Origin of the sequence: Microbacterium sp. Leaf159 (assembly GCF_001423615.1) — a bacterium.
Lineage (GTDB): Bacteria > Actinomycetota > Actinomycetes > Actinomycetales > Microbacteriaceae > Microbacterium.
Window position 1 is genome coordinate 1,114,808 of sequence record NZ_LMOU01000001.1, and the last position, 16,379, is coordinate 1,131,186.

Here is a 16,379-nt window from a genome sequence, read left to right on the forward strand (position 1 = left end):
CTCTTAGACGATTCTCAGGAGCCGGCGTCCTGACGCTTCAGGCGCGCGGTGTCGCGAGCACGCGTGTTGGCGTCGAGGTTCACCTTGCGGATGCGGACGACCTCGGGCGTGACCTCGACGCATTCGTCGTCACGCGCGAACTCGAGGCTCTCCTCGAGGGTGAGCTGGCGCGGAGGGGTCATCGACTCGAAGGTGTCGGAGCTCGCCGCACGCATGTTGGTGAGCTTCTTCTCCTTCGTGATGTTCACGTCCATGTCGTCGGCGCGCGAGTTCTCGCCGATGACCATGCCCTCGTAGACCTCCTGCGTCGGCTGCACGAAGAACGACATGCGCTCCTGCAGGGCGATCATCGCGAACGGGGTGACGACACCCTGACGGTCGGCGACGATCGATCCGTTCTGGCGGGTCGTGATCGATCCTGCCCACGGCTCGTAGCCGTGGGAGATCGCGTTGGCGATGCCGGTACCGCGCGTCGTGGTGAGGAACTCGCTGCGGAAGCCGATGAGGCCGCGCGACGGGACGACGAACTCCATGCGCACCCAGCCGGTGCCGTGGTTCGTCATGTTCTCCATACGACCCTTGCGGCCCGCGAGCAGCTGGGTGATCGCACCGAGGTGCTCCTCCGGCGTGTCGATCGTCAGGTGCTCGAACGGCTCGTACGTCTTGCCGTCGACCTTCTTCGTGACCACCTGCGGCTTGCCGACGGTGAGCTCGAAGCCCTCGCGACGCATGTTCTCGACGAGGATCGCCAGAGCCAGCTCGCCGCGGCCCTGCACCTCCCAGGCGTCGGGACGCCCGATGTCGACGACCTTGAGCGAGACGTTACCGATCAGCTCCTTGTCGAGACGGTCCTTGACCATACGAGCGGTGAGCTTGTGGCCCTTGACCTTGCCCATGAGCGGCGAGGTGTTCGTACCGATCGTCATCGAGATGGCGGGGTCGTCGACCGTGATCGCGGGAAGCGGACGGACATCCTCGGGGTCGGCGATGGTCTCGCCGATCGTGATGTTCTCGAAGCCTGCGATGGCGACGATGTCGCCGGGGCCTGCGGACTCAGCGGGGTAGCGCTCGAGCGCACGCGTCTTGAGCAGCTCCGTGATGCGCGCGTTCTGGTGCGTGCCGTCTGCACGGACCCAGGCGACGGTCTGACCCTTCTTCAGCGTGCCGTTGAAGACGCGCAGCAGCGCGAGGCGACCGAGGAAGGGGCTGGAGTCGAGGTTGGTGACCCAGGCCTGCAGCGGGTGCTCGTCGTCGTACGCCGGAGCCGGGACGTGCTCGAGGATCGCCTCGAAGAGCGGCTCGAGGTCGTCGTTGTCGGGCAGCGAACCGTCGGCGGGACGGTTCTGCGATGCCGCGCCGGCACGACCGGAGGCGTAGACGACCGGCACGTCGAGCAGTGCGTCGACGTCGAGGTCGGGCACGTCGTCGACGAGGTCGGATGCGAGGCCCAGGAGCAGGTCGTGGGCTTCTTCCTCGACCTCGGCGATGCGAGCGTCGGGACGGTCGGTCTTGTTGACCAGGAGGATGACGGGGAGCTTGGACTCGAGAGCCTTGCGCAGCACGAAGCGGGTCTGCGGAAGCGGGCCCTCGCTCGCGTCGACGAGCAGGACGACACCGTCGACCATGGACAGGCCGCGCTCGACCTCACCGCCGAAGTCGGCGTGGCCCGGCGTGTCGATCACGTTGATCGTGATCTCCTTGCCCTGGGCGTGCTTGCCCTTGTAGGTGATCGCCGTGTTCTTGGCGAGGATCGTGATGCCCTTCTCACGCTCCAGATCGTTGGAGTCCATCGCGCGCTCATCGACGTGGGCGTGTTCGCCGAAGGAGCCCGTCTGACGCAGCATGGCGTCGACGAGGGTGGTCTTGCCGTGGTCGACGTGCGCGACGATTGCGACGTTGCGGAGGTCAGAGCGGAGGGCGTGCGCCATGCATAAGTCCTAAAGAGTGTGGGTTTTTGTCGAGAAGCCGACGTTCCAGGATACCGTATCCAGACGATTCGTTCCTGAACGGCGAAGTACGATCGTGTGCGTGACCGATGCCGACCGCCCCCTCGCCCCCTCTCGCAGTCGTCTGTGGTGGGAGATCGCGATCGTGCTGGCTCTCGGGCTCGGGCAGTCCGCGGTGTACGCGATCGTGCAGCTGGCCTACCGGCTCACCGACGAGACCCCTCTCGCCGATCAGACGGCCGCGCTCAATCCGTCCCGCAGCGATCGGGAGATCTTCGACCTGATCTATCAGGTCCTCTCGATCGGATTCTCGATCGTCCCGGTGCTGCTGGTCTGCTTCCTGCTCTGGCAGTCGTCGAGGCCGCACCTCGGCAGGCTCGGCCTCGACGGGACCCGCGTGGGTGCCGACATCGGACGCGGCGCACTGCTCGTCGCGGCGATCGGCATCCCGGGGATCGGGCTCTACCTGGCCGGAAGAGCCATGGGAATCTTCGTCGCGGTCGACCCCTCGGGCCAAGGCGCCCACTGGTGGACCGTTCCGATCCTCCTTCTCGCGGCAGCCCGTGCATCGCTGCAGGAGGAGTTCGTTGTGCTGGGATATCTGTTCGCCCGCCTGAAGCAGCTCGGGTGGGGGCCGTGGACCATCATCCTGACGACGTCGCTGCTGCGCGCGAGCTACCACCTCTACCAGGGCCCCGGCGCCTTCATCGGCAACTTCGCGATGGGCCTGCTGTTCGGCTGGCTGTTCCAGTGCAGTGGCCGGCTCATGCCGTTCCTGGTGGCGCACTTCCTGATCGACGCGACGGTTTTCGTCGGCTACCCCTGGGCCGCTGACGCGTTCCCCGCACTGTTCGGCCTTCCGGGCTGAGAGTGCCGAGCCTCACGCAGGCGTTCAGGCGTTGGCGATGAGGACCGACACGACGGCCCAGAGCACGATCACAGCGAGCGCGATGAGCGCGCGCGAATCCCAGGTGCGTCGGAGAGGAGCATCCGCGGTCACCGGTGCGTCCTGCCAGCGGTCCCGGATCTCGGTCAGGTCGCGAAGACCTGCCGGAGCTTTCGCCTCGTCATCACCGCTCGTGGGGCGGCGGACGGGGCGCGCACGAGCCGGCCCGCCGTAGCACGAGAGATCCGTGCCGTCATCGAGGGAGAACACCAGCTGCCAGCGCAGGTCGATGTCGCGCACCCGACTCCAGCCGAACGACGTGCGGCGGAGCATGTTCTGCACGACGGCGCCCTGGGCGTCGACACGCACGACCGACACGAAGGCGATCTCGTAGACCACCCAGAGCCCCAGCAGCACCCACGGAGCGAGCAGCAGCATCTGTCCCCACCCGGCGCGCACGACGGCGTCGCCCAGCAGGAAGATCGCGAGCAGTGAGCAGAGGACGAGGGAGACAGGCCCGGAGGCCGCACGGAATGTCCGTGCGGCCTCCGGTCGAGGTTCGACGCTCACTCTCAGTGACCGCCGAGGGTGATCGATGCGCCCGGGATCGCCTTCAGCAGGCGGTCCGTGTACTCCTGCTGCGGGTTGGCGAAGATCTCGTCGACAGTGCCCTGCTCGACGATCTTGCCCTTCTCCATGACGCACACGAGATCGCTCGAGACACGGACGACCGCGAGGTCGTGCGTGATGAACAGATACGTGAGCCCGAGCTCCGACTGGAGCTCGGCCAGCAGCTGCAGCACCTGATCCTGCACCAGCACATCGAGCGCCGAGACGGCCTCGTCGAGCACGATGATATCGGGCTTGAGCGCGAGAGCACGAGCGATCGCGACTCGCTGACGCTGACCGCCCGACAGCTCATTCGGATACCGGGATGCGAGCACGCGAGGCAGCGAGACCTGGTCGAGGAGCTCCTCCACCCGCTCACGCTGCGACGCACGATCGCCGACACCGTGGATCTGCAGCGGCTCGGCGATGGTGTTGCCGATGTTGCGCAGCGGGTCGAGCGAGCCGTACGGGTCCTGGAAGACCGGCTGCATGCGCCGGCGCAACCCGAACGCCTGAGCGTTCGAGAGCTTCGACACATCCTGGCCGTCGATCTCGATGGATCCGCTCGTCGGCTCCTCGAGCTTGAGCACCATCTTCGCGACGGTGGACTTGCCGGAGCCCGACTCGCCCACGAGCGCGAGCGTCTTGCCCCGAGGGATCTCGAACGACACATTGTCGACCGCTCGGAACGCTTCGCTGCGGAAGTTCCCCTGGCGGATCCGGTAGTCCTTCGTGAGCCCCGCGACACGCACGGTCGGCGGGATGGCGGCGAGGTCTTCGAGCGTCTCGATACCTCTGTCCTCCACCACCGCCTGGATGCGCTGCGACGCCACGCTGGGCGCTGCGGAGACCAGACGCTTCGTGTACGGATGCTGCGGATTCTCGAGGATCTCGCGGCTGGGACCCGCCTCGACGATGTTGCCGCCGTTCATCACGATGATCTTGTCCGCGCGCTCGGCCGCGAGGCCGAGGTCGTGCGTGATCAGAAGCACCGAGGTGCCCTTGTCGCGAGTGAGCGAGGCCATGTGATCGAGGATCACGCGCTGCACCGTCACGTCGAGAGCCGAGGTCGGCTCGTCGGCGATGAGCAGCTTCGGGTCGGCTGCCAGGCCCATCCCGATCAGCGCACGCTGGCGCATTCCCCCCGAGAACTGATGCGGGAACTGGTGCAGACGCTTCTCGGCGTCCGCGAGCCCTGCCTGCTGCAGCACCTCGACCGTGCGTGCCTTCGCGGCGTCGCGCCCCTGGGCGATGCCGTTCGCACGGATCGCCTCCTTCACCTGGAAGCCGATGCTCCAGACGGGGTTGAGGTTCGACATCGGGTCCTGCGGCACGAAGCCGATGTCCCGACCGCGGACGGCCTCGATCTCGCGACGGTTGAGTGTCGTGAGCTCGCGCCCCTCCAGCGTGATCGATCCTGCGGTGACCTGACCGGTACCGGGCAGCAGGTTGACGATGGCCGTGGCCGTCGTCGACTTGCCCGAGCCCGACTCGCCCACGATCGCGACCGTCTCGCCGGGCATGACGTCGAAGCTGACTCCGTGGAGCACTTCGCGCAGGCCCTCCTGCGTGCGGAACGCGACACTGAGGTCGCGGATGCTCAGCAGCGGGACCTGTTCGGTGATTCGCTCGCTCATCGGCGTGCCCTCGCCTTCGGGTCGAGGGCGTCTCGGATGAGCTCGCCCAGGGTGACGAACGCCAGCACCGCGAGGGTGAGTGCGATCGACGGATAGATGAGCGCCATCGGCGCGACACGCAGCGATGCCTGCGCCTTGGCGATGTCGTTACCCCACGACATCACGTCGCTGCCGAGACCGACCCCGAGGAACGAGAGCGTCGCCTCGGCGACGATCGCCGCCGCGAGTCCGAGCGTCGACACCACGAGCAGCGGTGCGATCGCATTCGGCACGACGTGGTTCAGGAGGATCTTGAACTTCGACTGGCCCAGTGCCTGCGATGCCATGACGAAATCGGCCTGACGGACTCTGAGCACCTCGGCGCGCACGACTCGGGCTGTCGAGGCCCAGGCGAACGCACCGATGGCGAAGGCGAGTGTCCAGACCGATCGGGAATCGCGGAAGACGGTCATCACGACGACGGCCGCGAGGATGTACGGGATCGCGAAGAAGATGTCGCCGATGCGTGAGAGCACCGAGTCCAGCCATCCGCCGTAGAAACCCGCGAGGGCTCCCATGATCAGACCGAGGACCGACGAGATCAGCGTCGCGATCAGGCCGACGGCGAGCGAGGTCTGCGATCCCCAGACGATGCGCGCATAGATGTCGCAGCCCTGGAAGGTGAACCCGAGCGGGTGCCCGTCTGTAGGCCCTCCGTTGCTGTTCGACAGCTGGCAGTCGTCGTTCGGCGGCGTGGCCGTGAACAGCGTCGGCCACAGCGCCATCACGAGGAAGAAGAGCGCGAGCACGATCGAGAACCAGAACAGCGGACGACGACGCAGGTCGAACCACGCGTCCCGCCACAGATTGCTGGGCTTGTCCGAGATGCGGACGGCGTCGACCGCGATCGACTCCGTCTCGATCGGAGCGACGTAGTGCTTCTGAGATGTGGGATCAGGCATAGCGAATCCTCGGGTCGAGCAGACCGTAGAGCAGGTCGATGAGAAGGTTCACCAACACGTACAGGATGACGAACACGGTCACGAACGAGACGACCGTCGGTCCCTCACCGCGCTGGATCGCCTGGAACAGCGTGTTTCCGACGCCGGGGACGTTGAAGATTCCCTCGGTGACGGTGGCACCCACGAGCAGCACGCCGAAGTTCGTGGCCGAGTTGGTGATCACGGGGATCAGCGAGTTGCGCAGCACGTGCACGGGGAGCACGCGGTTGCGCGAGAGCCCCTTGCTGTACGCCGTGCGCACCCAGTCCTGGTTCAGCGTCTCGATGACGGAGCTGCGCATCAGACGCATACTCACGGCGTAGAGGCTGAAACCGAGCACGATGGCCGGCAGCCAGAGCCCGCCCCAGTCGTTGTCCGCGCCCACCGTCGGCTTGAACCACCCGAGCTGGATGGCGAGGAAGTACTGCGCGAGGAACGCCACCACGAAGATCGGGATCGCGATCGCGACGAGCGCCACGATCAGAGAGACGTTGTCGAACAGCTTGCCCTTGCGCAGCGCCGAGATGGTGCCGATGACGATGGCGAGCACGAACTCGATGGCGATCGCCATCACCGCGAGCCGGCCGGTGACCGGAAGGGTGGCGGCGAGCACGGCCGACACGGGCCGACCGGAGTAGGTGGTGCCCAGGTCGCCCTGGAACACGCCGGTGATGTAGTACCAGTACTGCACGATGAACGGCTGGTCCAGGTGGTACTGCGCGCGCAGCTGCTCGACGACCGCCGGGTTGGGGGTCTTGTCGCCGAACAGGGCGAGGATCGGGTCGCCGGGCATGGCGAACACGAGGAAGTAAATGAGCAGGGTGGCTCCGAAGAAGACCGGGATCACCTGCAGAAGACGTCTCAGAATGTAACCGAGCATCCGCCTGTCCCTTCTTGAGGGGAAAGAAAGCTACGTGAACACAAGCCTGTGAGGCGGTGACGAATAATCGTCACCGCCTCACAGGTGAAGTGCCGTCAGACTTACTCGCCGGCCTTCGTGATCTCGTAGTAGAGCGGAACCGAGTTCCAGCCGAACGTGACGTTGTCGACGTTCTCGCTGAAGCCACCGGTCACGTTCGAGTACCACAGCGGGATCGCGGGCAGGTCCTTGAACAGGACCTCCTGCGCCTTGGTGAAGTCCTCGATCTGAGCGTCGGCGTCGGGGTTGCTGATACCGGCCGAGATGAGGTCGTCGAACTCGGGGTTCGTGTAGTCACCGTCGTTGGAACCAGCGCCCGTTGCGTAGAGCGGTCCGAGGAAGTTGTACAGACCCGGGTAGTCGGCCTGCCAGCCCGAGCGCGCAGCCGTGGTGATGCTGCGGTCGTTGATCTTCGTGCGAAGGTCCTGGAAGGTCGGGTACGGGTCGCCCGATGCCTCGATGCCGAGCGTGTTCTTGATGCTGTTGCTCACTGCGTCGACCCAGGCGTCGTGCCCGCCGTCGGAGTTGTAAGCGATCTTGAACTCGCCGTCCCACGGGGCGATGGCGTCGGCCTCGGCCCACAGCTTCTTCGCCTCGTCGGGGTTGTACTCGAGGACCTCGCTGCCGGGGACCGAGTCAGACCAGCCGTCGATGACGGGAGAGGTGAAGTCCGATGCCGGGGTGCGGGTGCCCGAGAAGATCGTCTCGGTGATCTCCTCGCGGTTGATCGCCATCGACAGCGCCTGGCGACGCAGCTGGCCCTCTTCGCCGCTGAAGTGCGGGAGGAACTGGCCGATGGTGAACGACTGGAACACGGCCGAGGGCTGGTTCACGGCGCGCTCGCCGAGCTCGTCGGTGAAGACCGGGAGCGAGTTCGTCGGAATCGCGTCGATGACGTCGACCTCGTTCGACAGCAGGTCGGCGTACGCCGCTTCCTGCGTGGCGTAGAACTTGATCGTCAGACCGCCGTTGGCTGCCTTGCGGCCACCGTCGTAGTCGTCGTTGCGGACGAGGTCGATCTGCACGTCGTGCTGCCACGCGTCGTCGCCGTCGATCATGTACGGGCCGTTGCCGACCGGGTTCTGCCCGAAGGCTTCCATGTCCTCGAACGCGACGTCGGGGAGCGGGTAGAAGGCCGAGTAGCCGAGACGCAGAGCGAAGTCGGAGGCCGGCTTGTTCAGCGCGATCGTGAAGGTGTAGTCATCGACCTGCTCGAGGCCGGTGAGCTCCGAGTCCACGTCATAGCTGAATCCCTCGATGTCCTCGAAGAAGTAGCTGGACAGATGGCCGTTGGAGAGCTTGGCGCCCTCGTTCCACGCCTTGATGAAGTTGTCGGCGGTGACCTCTTCACCGTCGGTGAAGGTCAGGCCTTCCTTGATCTTGACCGTGAGGTGCTGCGGGTCCTCGGTGGTGATCTCCTCAGCCACATCGTTGACCGGCTTGCCGTCGGCGTCGTAGTAGATCAGACCGGCGAAGATCTCGTCGAGGATCTTTCCGCCACCCACCTCGTTGGTGTTGGTCGGGATCAGCGGGTTCTCCGGCTCGGAGCCGTTCGTGGTGATGATGGCATCTGCGTCGACGTTCGCGCCGGAGCCGCCGTCGCCTTCGTTGCCTCCACCGCTCGCGCAGCCCGCGAGCGCCAGGGCGCCGATCGCGAACAGCGCGGTGCCCGCAAGGGCGATCTTGTTGCGCTTCACTTGTGTCCTCCTGTGGACGGGAATTCATCAGACTGCGCGCTCACAATCGAGCACGTAGGGATAGTTGACTGTAACCCGCGTTTCAGGCGGCATCGCACTCGGCTAATGAACCGTTACTGAGTGGTGATCATCCGTAATCTCGCGGAAACATGCGGAAATGCACGGAAACGAGAAGCGGCGTCGCATCCGGGAGGACACGACGCCGCATCAGGGCGATCATCCGATCAGGCGAAGGCCTCGATCGGAGGGCAGGCGCAGACCAGGTTGCGATCGCCGTACGCCTGGTCGATGCGGCGCACCGGCGGCCAGTACTTTCCGGCGACCAGGGCGTGCACCGGGTAGGCGGCGTCCTCACGGGTGTACGCGTGGTTCCACTCCCCCGCGATCAGCGAGACCGCGGTGTGCGGCGCGTGGACCAGCGGGTTGTCGTCTGCGGGCCAGCGGCCTGCCGCGACCGCGTCCGCCTCGGCCTTGATCATGATCATGGCCTCGATGAAGCGCTCGATCTCGCCGAGATCCTCCGATTCCGTGGGCTCGACCATCAGCGTGCCGGCGACGGGGAACGACATGGTCGGGGCGTGGAAGCCGTAGTCGATGAGGCGCTTGGCGACGTCGTCGACCGTGATCCCGGTCGCTTCCTTCAGCGGACGCAGGTCGAGGATGCACTCGTGCGCGACGCGACCGTTCTCGCCCGCGTACAGCACCGGGTAGTGCTCGCCGAGACGCGCGGCGATGTAGTTCGCCGAGAGCACCGCTGCGGCCGTCGCATGGCGGAGGCCGTCGGCCCCCATCATCCGCACGTACGACCACGAGATCGGGAGGATGCCCGCCGAGCCGTAGGGAGCCGCCGACACGGCGCCGCCCTCGAAGACGAATCCGCCCGCATGCTCCGCCCGCTGCGCGAGCGGGTGGGACGGCAGGTACGGCGCGAGGTGCGCCTTGGCCGCGACAGGGCCCACACCGGGGCCGCCGCCGCCGTGCGGGATCGCGAACGTCTTGTGCAGGTTGAGGTGCGAGACGTCGCCGCCCAGGTCGCCGAAGCGGGCGTAGCCGAGCAGCGCGTTCAGGTTCGCACCATCGACGTACACCTGGCCGCCGGCGTCGTGCACGGCCGTCGTGATCTCCACCACGTCCTGCTCGTAGACACCGTGCGTGGACGGGTAGGTGATCATCAGCGCGGACAACTCGTCGGCGTGCGCCGCGATCTTCGCCCGCAGGTCGTCGAGGTCGACGTTGCCGAGCTCGTCACAGGCGACGACGACGACCTTCATTCCGGCGAGCACCGCGGAGGCGGCGTTCGTCCCGTGAGCCGACGAAGGGATCAGGCACACCGTGCGCTGCGTATCGCCGTTCGCGAGGTGGTAGCCGCGGATCGCGAGCAGCCCGGCGAGCTCGCCCTGCGAACCCGCGTTCGGCTGCAGCGACACCGCGTCGTACCCGGTGACCTCGGCGAGCCACGCCTCGAGCTGGGTGATCATGTCTAGGTAGCCCTCGACGTCGGATGCCGGTGCGAACGGGTGGATGCCTGCGAACTCCGGCCAGGTGATCGATGCCATCTCGGTGGCGGCGTTGAGCTTCATCGTGCACGAGCCGAGCGGGATCATTCCGCGATCGAGCGCGTAGTCACGATCCGCGAGGCTCTTCAGGTAGCGCATCATCGCCGTCTCGCTGCGGTGCGCGTGGAACACGGGATGCGTGAGGTACTCGTCCTGGCGCAGCAGGTCGCCGGGCAGGGCGCCCTGCGATCCGGATCCGAAGAACCCGAAGGCCCGCTCCCGCGCGCCGCCGAACACCTGGGCGACCTGGTGGAGCTCGGAGACCGTGGTGGTCTCGTCGACCGAGATGCCGATCGTGTCGGCGTCGGGAGCGTGCAGCAGGATGCCGAAGCCGTGATGGGCCTGCTCCACGTATTCGGCCGCGCGCCCCGGAACCTGCACCTGAAGGGTGTCGAAGAACGAGTCGTGCACCACATCCGCACCCGCATCGGCGAGCCAGTCGCGCAGCATCGCGGTCTTGGCCGCGACCTCCCGGGCGATCGCCTTCAGTCCATCCGGACCGTGGTACACCGCGTACATCGACGCCATGACCGCGAGCAGCACCTGCGCGGTGCAGATGTTGCTGGTCGCCTTCTCGCGGCGGATGTGCTGCTCGCGGGTCTGCAGGGACAGCCGGTACGCCGGCTTGCCGTCCGCATCGACCGAGACTCCGACGAGGCGTCCGGGCAGCTGTCGCTCGAGTCCGGCACGCACAGCCATATAGCCGGCGTGCGGCCCTCCGAAGCCGATGGGCACGCCGAAGCGCTGGGTGGTGCCGACCGCGACGTCCGCACCGAGCGAACCGGGCGAGGCGATCAGGGTGAGCGCGAGCAGATCGGCCGCGACGACCGCGAGGCCGCCGGCGAGGTGCGCGGCGTCGATCACGGCGCTGGGGTTCCACACGCGACCGGAGGCACCCGGATACTGCACGAAGACGCCGAACAGCTCTGCGGGGAGTTCCCCGCCGGCGGCGAAGTCGACCGTCACGAGCTCGATGCCCACCGCCTCGGCGCGGGTCTCGAGCAGCGCCTTCGTCTGCGGGAAGGCGTCGGCGTCGACGGCGAACACGTTCGATGCCTTCTTCGACGCGCGGCGCGCCAGAAGCATCCCCTCGACGACCGCGGTCGACTCGTCCAGCATCGACGCGTTCGCCGTGGTGAGACCGGTGAGCTCGGCCACCATCGTCTGGAAGTTGATCAGCGCCTCGAGGCGTCCCTGCGAGATCTCCGGCTGGTAGGGCGTGTAGGCCGTGTACCAGGAGGGGTTCTCGAGCACGTTGCGCTGGATCACCTGCGGGGTGATCGTGCCGTAGTACCCGAGGCCGATCATCGGCCGGTTCACCGTGTTGCGAGCTGCGATCGCGCGCAGCTCGGCAAGAGCCTCGGTCTCGCTCGCCGCGCGAGGGATGACCGAGTCCGTGGGGGCTGAGGTGAAGATCGAGGAGGGCACGGCCTGGCGCATCAGCGCCTCGACCGGGCTCCAGTCCTCGAGCGCGGACTCGACGCCCAGCGCGTCGAGCATCTGGCGCTGCGTGGATTCGGTGGTTCCGATGTGACGGTCGGCGAAGGAGACCACTGCTCGATCAGCCCTCCGTCAGAGCGACGTACGCGTCGCGGTCCATCAGACCGTCCAGCGCACCGTCCGCCACTGCGACCTTGATGAGCCAGCCGCCGGCGAACGGCTCCGCGTTCACGAGCGAGGGGTCGTCGACCACGGTGTCGTTGATCTCGACGACCGTGCCGGTGACCGGTGCGTAGAGCTCGCCGACCGACTTGGTCGACTCGATCTCGCCGACGACGGAGCCTGCGGCGATCTCGGTGCCGACGGCGGGGAGCTCGACGAACACGACGTCGCCGAGCTTGTCGGCCGCGTAGTCGGTGATGCCGATCGTCACGGTGTCGCCGTCAGCGGCGATCCACTCGTGCTCGTCGGTGTAGCTGAGGGCGTTGAGGTCGGTCATTTGGTCCTCCGATAGAAAGGCAGGGCGGTCACGGTCGCGGGGATCCTGGTCCCCCGCACATCAAGGAATACTGCGGTTCCCTCCGCAGCGGAAGACGGTTCGACGTAGGCCATCGCGATCGGGTGGCCGAGCGTCGGGCTGAGTGCACCGCTGGTGATCTCGCCGAGTACAGCGCCGTCCTGATCGACGACGGGGTATCCGGCACGGCCTGCGCGCTTGCCTTCAGCGACGAGCCCCACGAGCACCGGGGCATCGGATGCGGCATCCACCGCGCCCTTGCCGATGAAGCTCTCTTTGTCGGCCACGACGACCCGACCGAGACCGGCCTGCGACGGCTTGGTCTCACGGGAGAGTTCGTGGCCGTAGAGGGGCATTCCCGCCTCGAGCCGGAGGGTGTCGCGCGCGGCGAGACCGGCGGGGACGAGACCGTGCGCCTGACCGGCCTCGACGAGCGCGTCCCAGAGCGCCGGGGCGTCCGCGACGCGGACGAGAAGCTCGAAGCCGTCCTCCCCCGTGTACCCGGTGCGGGCGAGGAGCAGCGGGCCGCCGAGGAACGAGGCGTCGGCCCAGGCGTAATACTTCTGCTCCGACCACGGGATCCCGAGGTCGGTGATGCCCGCCGTCGTCGAGAGGATGCTCTCGGATGTGGGGCCCTGCACGGCGAGCAGCGCGTACTCGTCGGAGACGTCCTCGACGTCGACGCCACGGTCTCCGAGGAAGCCCTCGAAGGTGCGCTCCTCGCCGGCGGCGAGCGCGGGCCGTTCACGCTCGATCCGCGAAGGGAACGAACGGATGCGCGAAGCGAACGCGCCGTCGACGAATCCGCGGTTGCCCGCGTTCGCGATCACGAGGAACCGATCCTCGGCGAGGCGGTAGACGATGACGTCATCGATGATCCCGCCGTCGCCGGCCAGCATGAGCGAGTACTTCGCCTTGCCGACGGACATCGCCGACAGACGACCGGCGAGAGAGTAGTCGAGGAAGGCTCCCGCGAAGTCTCCGGTGATCATGAACTCCGCCATGTGCGAGATGTCGAAGATCCCGGCGGCCTGACGCACCGCGTGGTGCTCGGCGAGGTCGGAGGTGTAGCGCACCGGCATCTGCCAGCCGCCGAAGTCGGTGAATGAGGCGCCGAGCGCCTCATGGCGTTCGCGGAGCGGGGTGTAGCGAGGGTCGGACATGGAGTTCTCCCGGGCTGGGTCGGGCGGAACAGCGGTGTCGCCGTTCCTCGGAACTCCCCCTCTGTCATGGGCCTGAGAGTTTCACCCAGAGACTGGGCTTTCACCGTCGGCGGAGCCGAGCGCTACAGCATCGCTCGATCTCGCTTTTCAGAGTGGCCGGAACCGCGCGGTACGCGTACCTGAGAGATTGGCGGGGAGGCTTGCTCCTTCGGTGCCCGGCTGCGTTCGCCGGGGCTCTCCCGCGTGGTTCATTCGGCCTGTCTTCACTTGTGCGTTCAGTCTAGCGGGTCACCCCCGCCGAGACAGATGGTCCTCCGGTCGCGCTTCGCGCCGCGCGCCATGCGCAGCGGTCGAGGGAAGCACGACCGGAAGAATGCTCAGCGGCCTGCGAGCTCTGCCCGCACCTCGTCACGGAGGCGGCCGAGGTTCTCGGGCTCGGGCGCTGCGCCCAGCAGCGTCTTCGTGTACTCGTGCTGCGGATTGAGGATCACCTCGTCGGCGGGCCCCCGCTCCACGACATCACCCTTGTAGAGGACCATGATCTCGTCGCTGAAGTGCCGAGCCGTCGCGAGATCGTGCGTGATGTACAGCACGCCGAGATTCTCCTCCCGCTGCAGATCCGCCAGCAGGTTGAGCACCCCCAATCGGATCGAGACATCGAGCATCGAGACCGGCTCATCCGCGACGATGAACCGCGCCCCCGGGGCGAGCGCCCGTGCGATGGCCACGCGCTGTCGCTGACCGCCGGACAGCTCATGCGGGCGGCGCTCGGCGAAGCTCTCGCCCGGTGACAGTCGCACGCGCTCGAGCAGCTCGATCGCGCGTGCACGCACCTCAGCGCCCGAGAGCTTCGGGTGGTGGAGCCTGATGGGGCGCTCCAGGTGGTGGATGATCGTGTGGAACGGGTTCAGCGAGGCGAACGGATCCTGAAACACCATCTGCACCTGCGAGCGGTACTCCTCGACCGCACGGCCCCGCATACCCGAGTCCTTGCCGTCGAGCAGGATCTGCCCACTCGTCGGCGTCTCGAGCTTCATCAGCATCCGGGCGATCGTCGACTTGCCCGACCCCGATTCGCCGACGAGGGCGACCGTCTTCCCCGCTTCGATCGTGAACGAGACGTCCTTCACGGCGTGCAGGATCGACGTCTTGAGCCCCGATCGCAGGGTGAAGTCCTTCACCAGATTGCGGGCTTCGAGGGTGGGAGCACTCATCGGATCTCCTCCTGACTGGGCTGGCTGCCGGTGCGGACGAAGTCGCCGCGCTCGCCGGTCAGACTCGGGAAGCTCGACAGCAGCTTCTTCGTGTACTCGTGCTGGGGCGTGCGGTAGATCTCCTCCGCTGTGCCCTCCTCCACGATCTGTCCCTGCAGCATCACGGCGATCCGGTCGCTGATCTCGATCAGCATCGGCAGGTCGTGCGTGATGAAGATCACCGCGAACCCGAGCCGCTCGCGCAGGCGCATGATCTCGCGGATGATCCCCCGCTGCACGACCACGTCGAGCGCGGTGGTGGGCTCGTCCATGATCATGACCTGCGGATCCAGTGCGAGCGCCATCGCGATCATCATGCGCTGCCGCATGCCGCCGGACAGCTCGTGCGGGAAGCTCGTCAACCGCGAAGGGTCGACGCCGACCAGCGTCAGCAGTTCCTCTGCCCTGGCCTGCTTGTCCTTCTTGGACATGCCGGGGCGATGGGTCTCGAAGATGTCGAAGATCTGCGCCTTGACGCTGATCACCGGGTTGAGCGAGTTCATCGCCCCCTGGAACACCATCGAGATCTTGTCCCAGCGGAACGCGCGCAGGCCGTCACCGTCGAGCGCGACGATGTCGATGTCGTGGCCATCACGGTCATGGAAGACGATCTCGCCGCTCGTCATGAGCGCCGGCGCCTTGAGCAACCGGTTCATGCCGTAGGCGAGGGTGGTCTTGCCGCATCCCGACTCTCCCGCGAGGCCGAGTATCTCCCCGCGGTTGAGGGTGAGGGAGACATTGCGGACCGCCTTGACGGGCGGATCCACTTCGTACTCGATCGACACGTCGCGTGCGGTGAGCACGGCATCCGGAGCGCTCATGCGGCGACCCCCTTCGTCTTGGCCGCCTTGCGCACACGCCGAGCGGCGTCCGGCGCGTTGCGCAGCTTGGGGTTGATGACCTCGTCGATCGCGAAGTTGATGAGTGAGAGACCCGCGCCGAGCATGGCGATCATGATTCCCGGCGGCACGAACCACCACCAGGCCCCTCGCCCGAGTGCCTGGCCGGACTGCGCGTCGTTGAGGATGGTGCCCCAGGTGATGGACGAGTTCGGCCCGAGGCCGAGGTACGAGAGACCGGCCTCTCCGAGGATCGCGAAGATGATCGCGAAGAGGAACTGCGCCGTGAGCAGCGGCAGCAGGTTCGGCATGATCTCGACCAGGATGACGCGGAAGGATCGCTCCCCCGCGACTTTGGACGCGTAGACGTAGTCGCGGGTGCGCAGCGATCGGGTCTGCAGTCGGAGCACGTAGGCCGCACCGGCCCAGGAGGTGATGCCGAGCACGAACGCGACGAGCTGCCAGCTGCGCTGCGGGACGAAGGACGAGATCACCATCACCAGCGGCAGGCCGGGGATCACGATCATCACGTTCGTCAGCAGCGCGAGGGTGTCCTCCCGCCAACCGCCGAGGTAGCCGGCGAGGACTCCGAACAGCAGCGACAGGACGATGGCGATGCCGCCCGCGACCACGCCGACCAGGAGCGAGCCCTGCGCGCCGATCGCGAGCTGGGCGAACATGTCGTTGCCGAGCTTGGTGGTGCCGAGCCAGTGCTCCGGCGACGGCGGGAGCAGAGCAGGGTTGTCGGTGCTCCGCGGATTCTGCGAGAAGATCGGCGCGATGATCGCGAACAGCACGATCGAGATCACGATCACCGCCCCGGTGATGAACTTCGGCGAGGTCGTCGGGAGAACGCGGCGGCGCTTGCGCCCTCGCTGCGTGGCCAGCGAGATCGTGCTCGCGGGCTGGGTCATGGGCTGATCCTTCGTGATCAGCA

Annotated in this window: 13 protein-coding genes and 1 riboswitch; of the genes, 1 reads left to right on the forward strand and 12 read right to left on the reverse strand. The window is 66.8% G+C overall.

The window, feature by feature from the left end; translation table 11 throughout:
* Positions 1–14: 14 nt before the first annotated feature.
* Positions 15–1,928 carry a translational GTPase TypA gene (typA, locus tag ASF80_RS05395; RefSeq protein ID WP_056308646.1) on the reverse strand — a complete coding sequence of 638 codons (1,914 nt, stop codon included), beginning with the start codon at positions 1,926–1,928 and terminating at the stop codon, positions 15–17.
* Positions 1,929–2,028: 100 nt separating this feature from the next.
* On the opposite strand from typA, the gene ASF80_RS05400 reads away from it, so the two are divergent.
* Positions 2,029–2,814, forward strand: a complete 786-nt coding sequence (locus ASF80_RS05400; RefSeq protein WP_321163960.1) for a type II CAAX endopeptidase family protein — start codon at positions 2,029–2,031, stop codon at positions 2,812–2,814.
* Positions 2,815–2,838: 24 nt separating this feature from the next.
* Here ASF80_RS05400 and ASF80_RS05405 read toward each other — a convergent pair whose 3' ends face one another.
* The 11 genes from ASF80_RS05405 to ASF80_RS05455 all read right to left on the reverse strand — a co-directional run bounded on the left by ASF80_RS05405 (position 2,839) and on the right by ASF80_RS05455 (position 16,356).
* Entirely contained in the window at positions 2,839–3,402 is a 564-nt protein-coding gene (locus ASF80_RS05405) for a hypothetical protein (RefSeq protein ID WP_056308648.1), read from the reverse strand.
* Positions 3,403–3,404: 2 nt separating this feature from the next.
* Positions 3,405–5,078 carry a dipeptide ABC transporter ATP-binding protein gene (locus tag ASF80_RS05410; protein WP_056308650.1) on the reverse strand — a complete coding sequence of 558 codons (1,674 nt, stop codon included), beginning with the start codon at positions 5,076–5,078 and terminating at the stop codon, positions 3,405–3,407.
* Positions 5,075–6,019: an ABC transporter permease gene (locus ASF80_RS05415; protein WP_056308652.1), complete on the reverse strand. Its 945-nt coding sequence runs from the start codon at positions 6,017–6,019 to the stop codon at positions 5,075–5,077. Before ASF80_RS05415 ends, ASF80_RS05410 begins: the two co-directional genes overlap by 4 nt.
* Positions 6,012–6,938: an ABC transporter permease gene (locus ASF80_RS05420; protein WP_056308653.1), complete on the reverse strand. Its 927-nt coding sequence runs from the start codon at positions 6,936–6,938 to the stop codon at positions 6,012–6,014. The genes ASF80_RS05415 and ASF80_RS05420 overlap by 8 nt, the downstream gene beginning before the upstream one ends.
* A gap of 101 nt (positions 6,939–7,039) precedes the next feature.
* Entirely contained in the window at positions 7,040–8,674 is a 1,635-nt protein-coding gene (locus ASF80_RS05425; protein ID WP_056308656.1) for a peptide ABC transporter substrate-binding protein, read from the reverse strand.
* A gap of 224 nt (positions 8,675–8,898) precedes the next feature.
* On the reverse strand, positions 8,899–11,730 hold the full coding sequence (gene gcvP / locus ASF80_RS05430; protein WP_056311807.1) for an aminomethyl-transferring glycine dehydrogenase: 2,832 nt from the start codon (positions 11,728–11,730) through the stop codon (positions 8,899–8,901).
* Between the two features lie 61 nt (positions 11,731–11,791).
* The gene (gene gcvH, locus ASF80_RS05435) at positions 11,792–12,169 is read right to left on the reverse strand and encodes a glycine cleavage system protein GcvH (RefSeq protein ID WP_056308659.1); all 378 of its coding nucleotides are present in this window, start codon (positions 12,167–12,169) and stop codon (positions 11,792–11,794) included.
* Positions 12,166–13,350, reverse strand: a complete 1,185-nt coding sequence (locus tag ASF80_RS05440; RefSeq protein WP_056308661.1) for a glycine cleavage system aminomethyltransferase GcvT — start codon at positions 13,348–13,350, stop codon at positions 12,166–12,168. The genes gcvH and ASF80_RS05440 overlap by 4 nt, the downstream gene beginning before the upstream one ends.
* Before the next feature lie 157 nt (positions 13,351–13,507).
* Positions 13,508–13,602, reverse strand: a riboswitch (glycine riboswitch).
* A gap of 125 nt (positions 13,603–13,727) precedes the next feature.
* The gene (locus ASF80_RS05445; protein WP_056308663.1) at positions 13,728–14,564 is read right to left on the reverse strand and encodes an ABC transporter ATP-binding protein; all 837 of its coding nucleotides are present in this window, start codon (positions 14,562–14,564) and stop codon (positions 13,728–13,730) included.
* Positions 14,561–15,424 (reverse strand): ABC transporter ATP-binding protein, encoded by an 864-nt coding sequence (locus ASF80_RS05450; RefSeq protein ID WP_056308666.1) that lies wholly within the window; start codon positions 15,422–15,424, stop codon positions 14,561–14,563. The genes ASF80_RS05445 and ASF80_RS05450 overlap by 4 nt, the downstream gene beginning before the upstream one ends.
* Positions 15,421–16,356: an ABC transporter permease gene (locus ASF80_RS05455; protein ID WP_235559890.1), complete on the reverse strand. Its 936-nt coding sequence runs from the start codon at positions 16,354–16,356 to the stop codon at positions 15,421–15,423. Before ASF80_RS05455 ends, ASF80_RS05450 begins: the two co-directional genes overlap by 4 nt.
* Between the last annotated feature and the right edge of the window lie 23 nt (positions 16,357–16,379).

Bases quoted from the DNA above. Each gene is read 5' to 3' on its own strand.
- typA (WP_056308646.1), bottom strand. From the start codon at position 1,928: ATGGCGCACGCCCTCCGCTCTGACCTCCGCAACGTCGCAATCGTCGCG.
- ASF80_RS05410 (WP_056308650.1), bottom strand. From the start codon at position 5,078: ATGAGCGAGCGAATCACCGAACAGGTCCCGCTGCTGAGCATCCGCGAC.
- ASF80_RS05415 (WP_056308652.1), bottom strand. From the start codon at position 6,019: ATGCCTGATCCCACATCTCAGAAGCACTACGTCGCTCCGATCGAGACG.
- ASF80_RS05420 (WP_056308653.1), bottom strand. From the start codon at position 6,938: ATGCTCGGTTACATTCTGAGACGTCTTCTGCAGGTGATCCCGGTCTTC.
- gcvP (WP_056311807.1), bottom strand. From the start codon at position 11,730: ATGCTCGACGCGCTGGGCGTCGAGTCCGCGCTCGAGGACTGGAGCCCG.
- gcvH (WP_056308659.1), bottom strand. From the start codon at position 12,169: ATGACCGACCTCAACGCCCTCAGCTACACCGACGAGCACGAGTGGATC.
- ASF80_RS05440 (WP_056308661.1), bottom strand. From the start codon at position 13,350: ATGTCCGACCCTCGCTACACCCCGCTCCGCGAACGCCATGAGGCGCTC.
- ASF80_RS05445 (WP_056308663.1), bottom strand. From the start codon at position 14,564: ATGAGTGCTCCCACCCTCGAAGCCCGCAATCTGGTGAAGGACTTCACC.
- ASF80_RS05450 (WP_056308666.1), bottom strand. From the start codon at position 15,424: ATGAGCGCTCCGGATGCCGTGCTCACCGCACGCGACGTGTCGATCGAG.
- ASF80_RS05455 (WP_235559890.1), bottom strand. From the start codon at position 16,356: ATGACCCAGCCCGCGAGCACGATCTCGCTGGCCACGCAGCGAGGGCGC.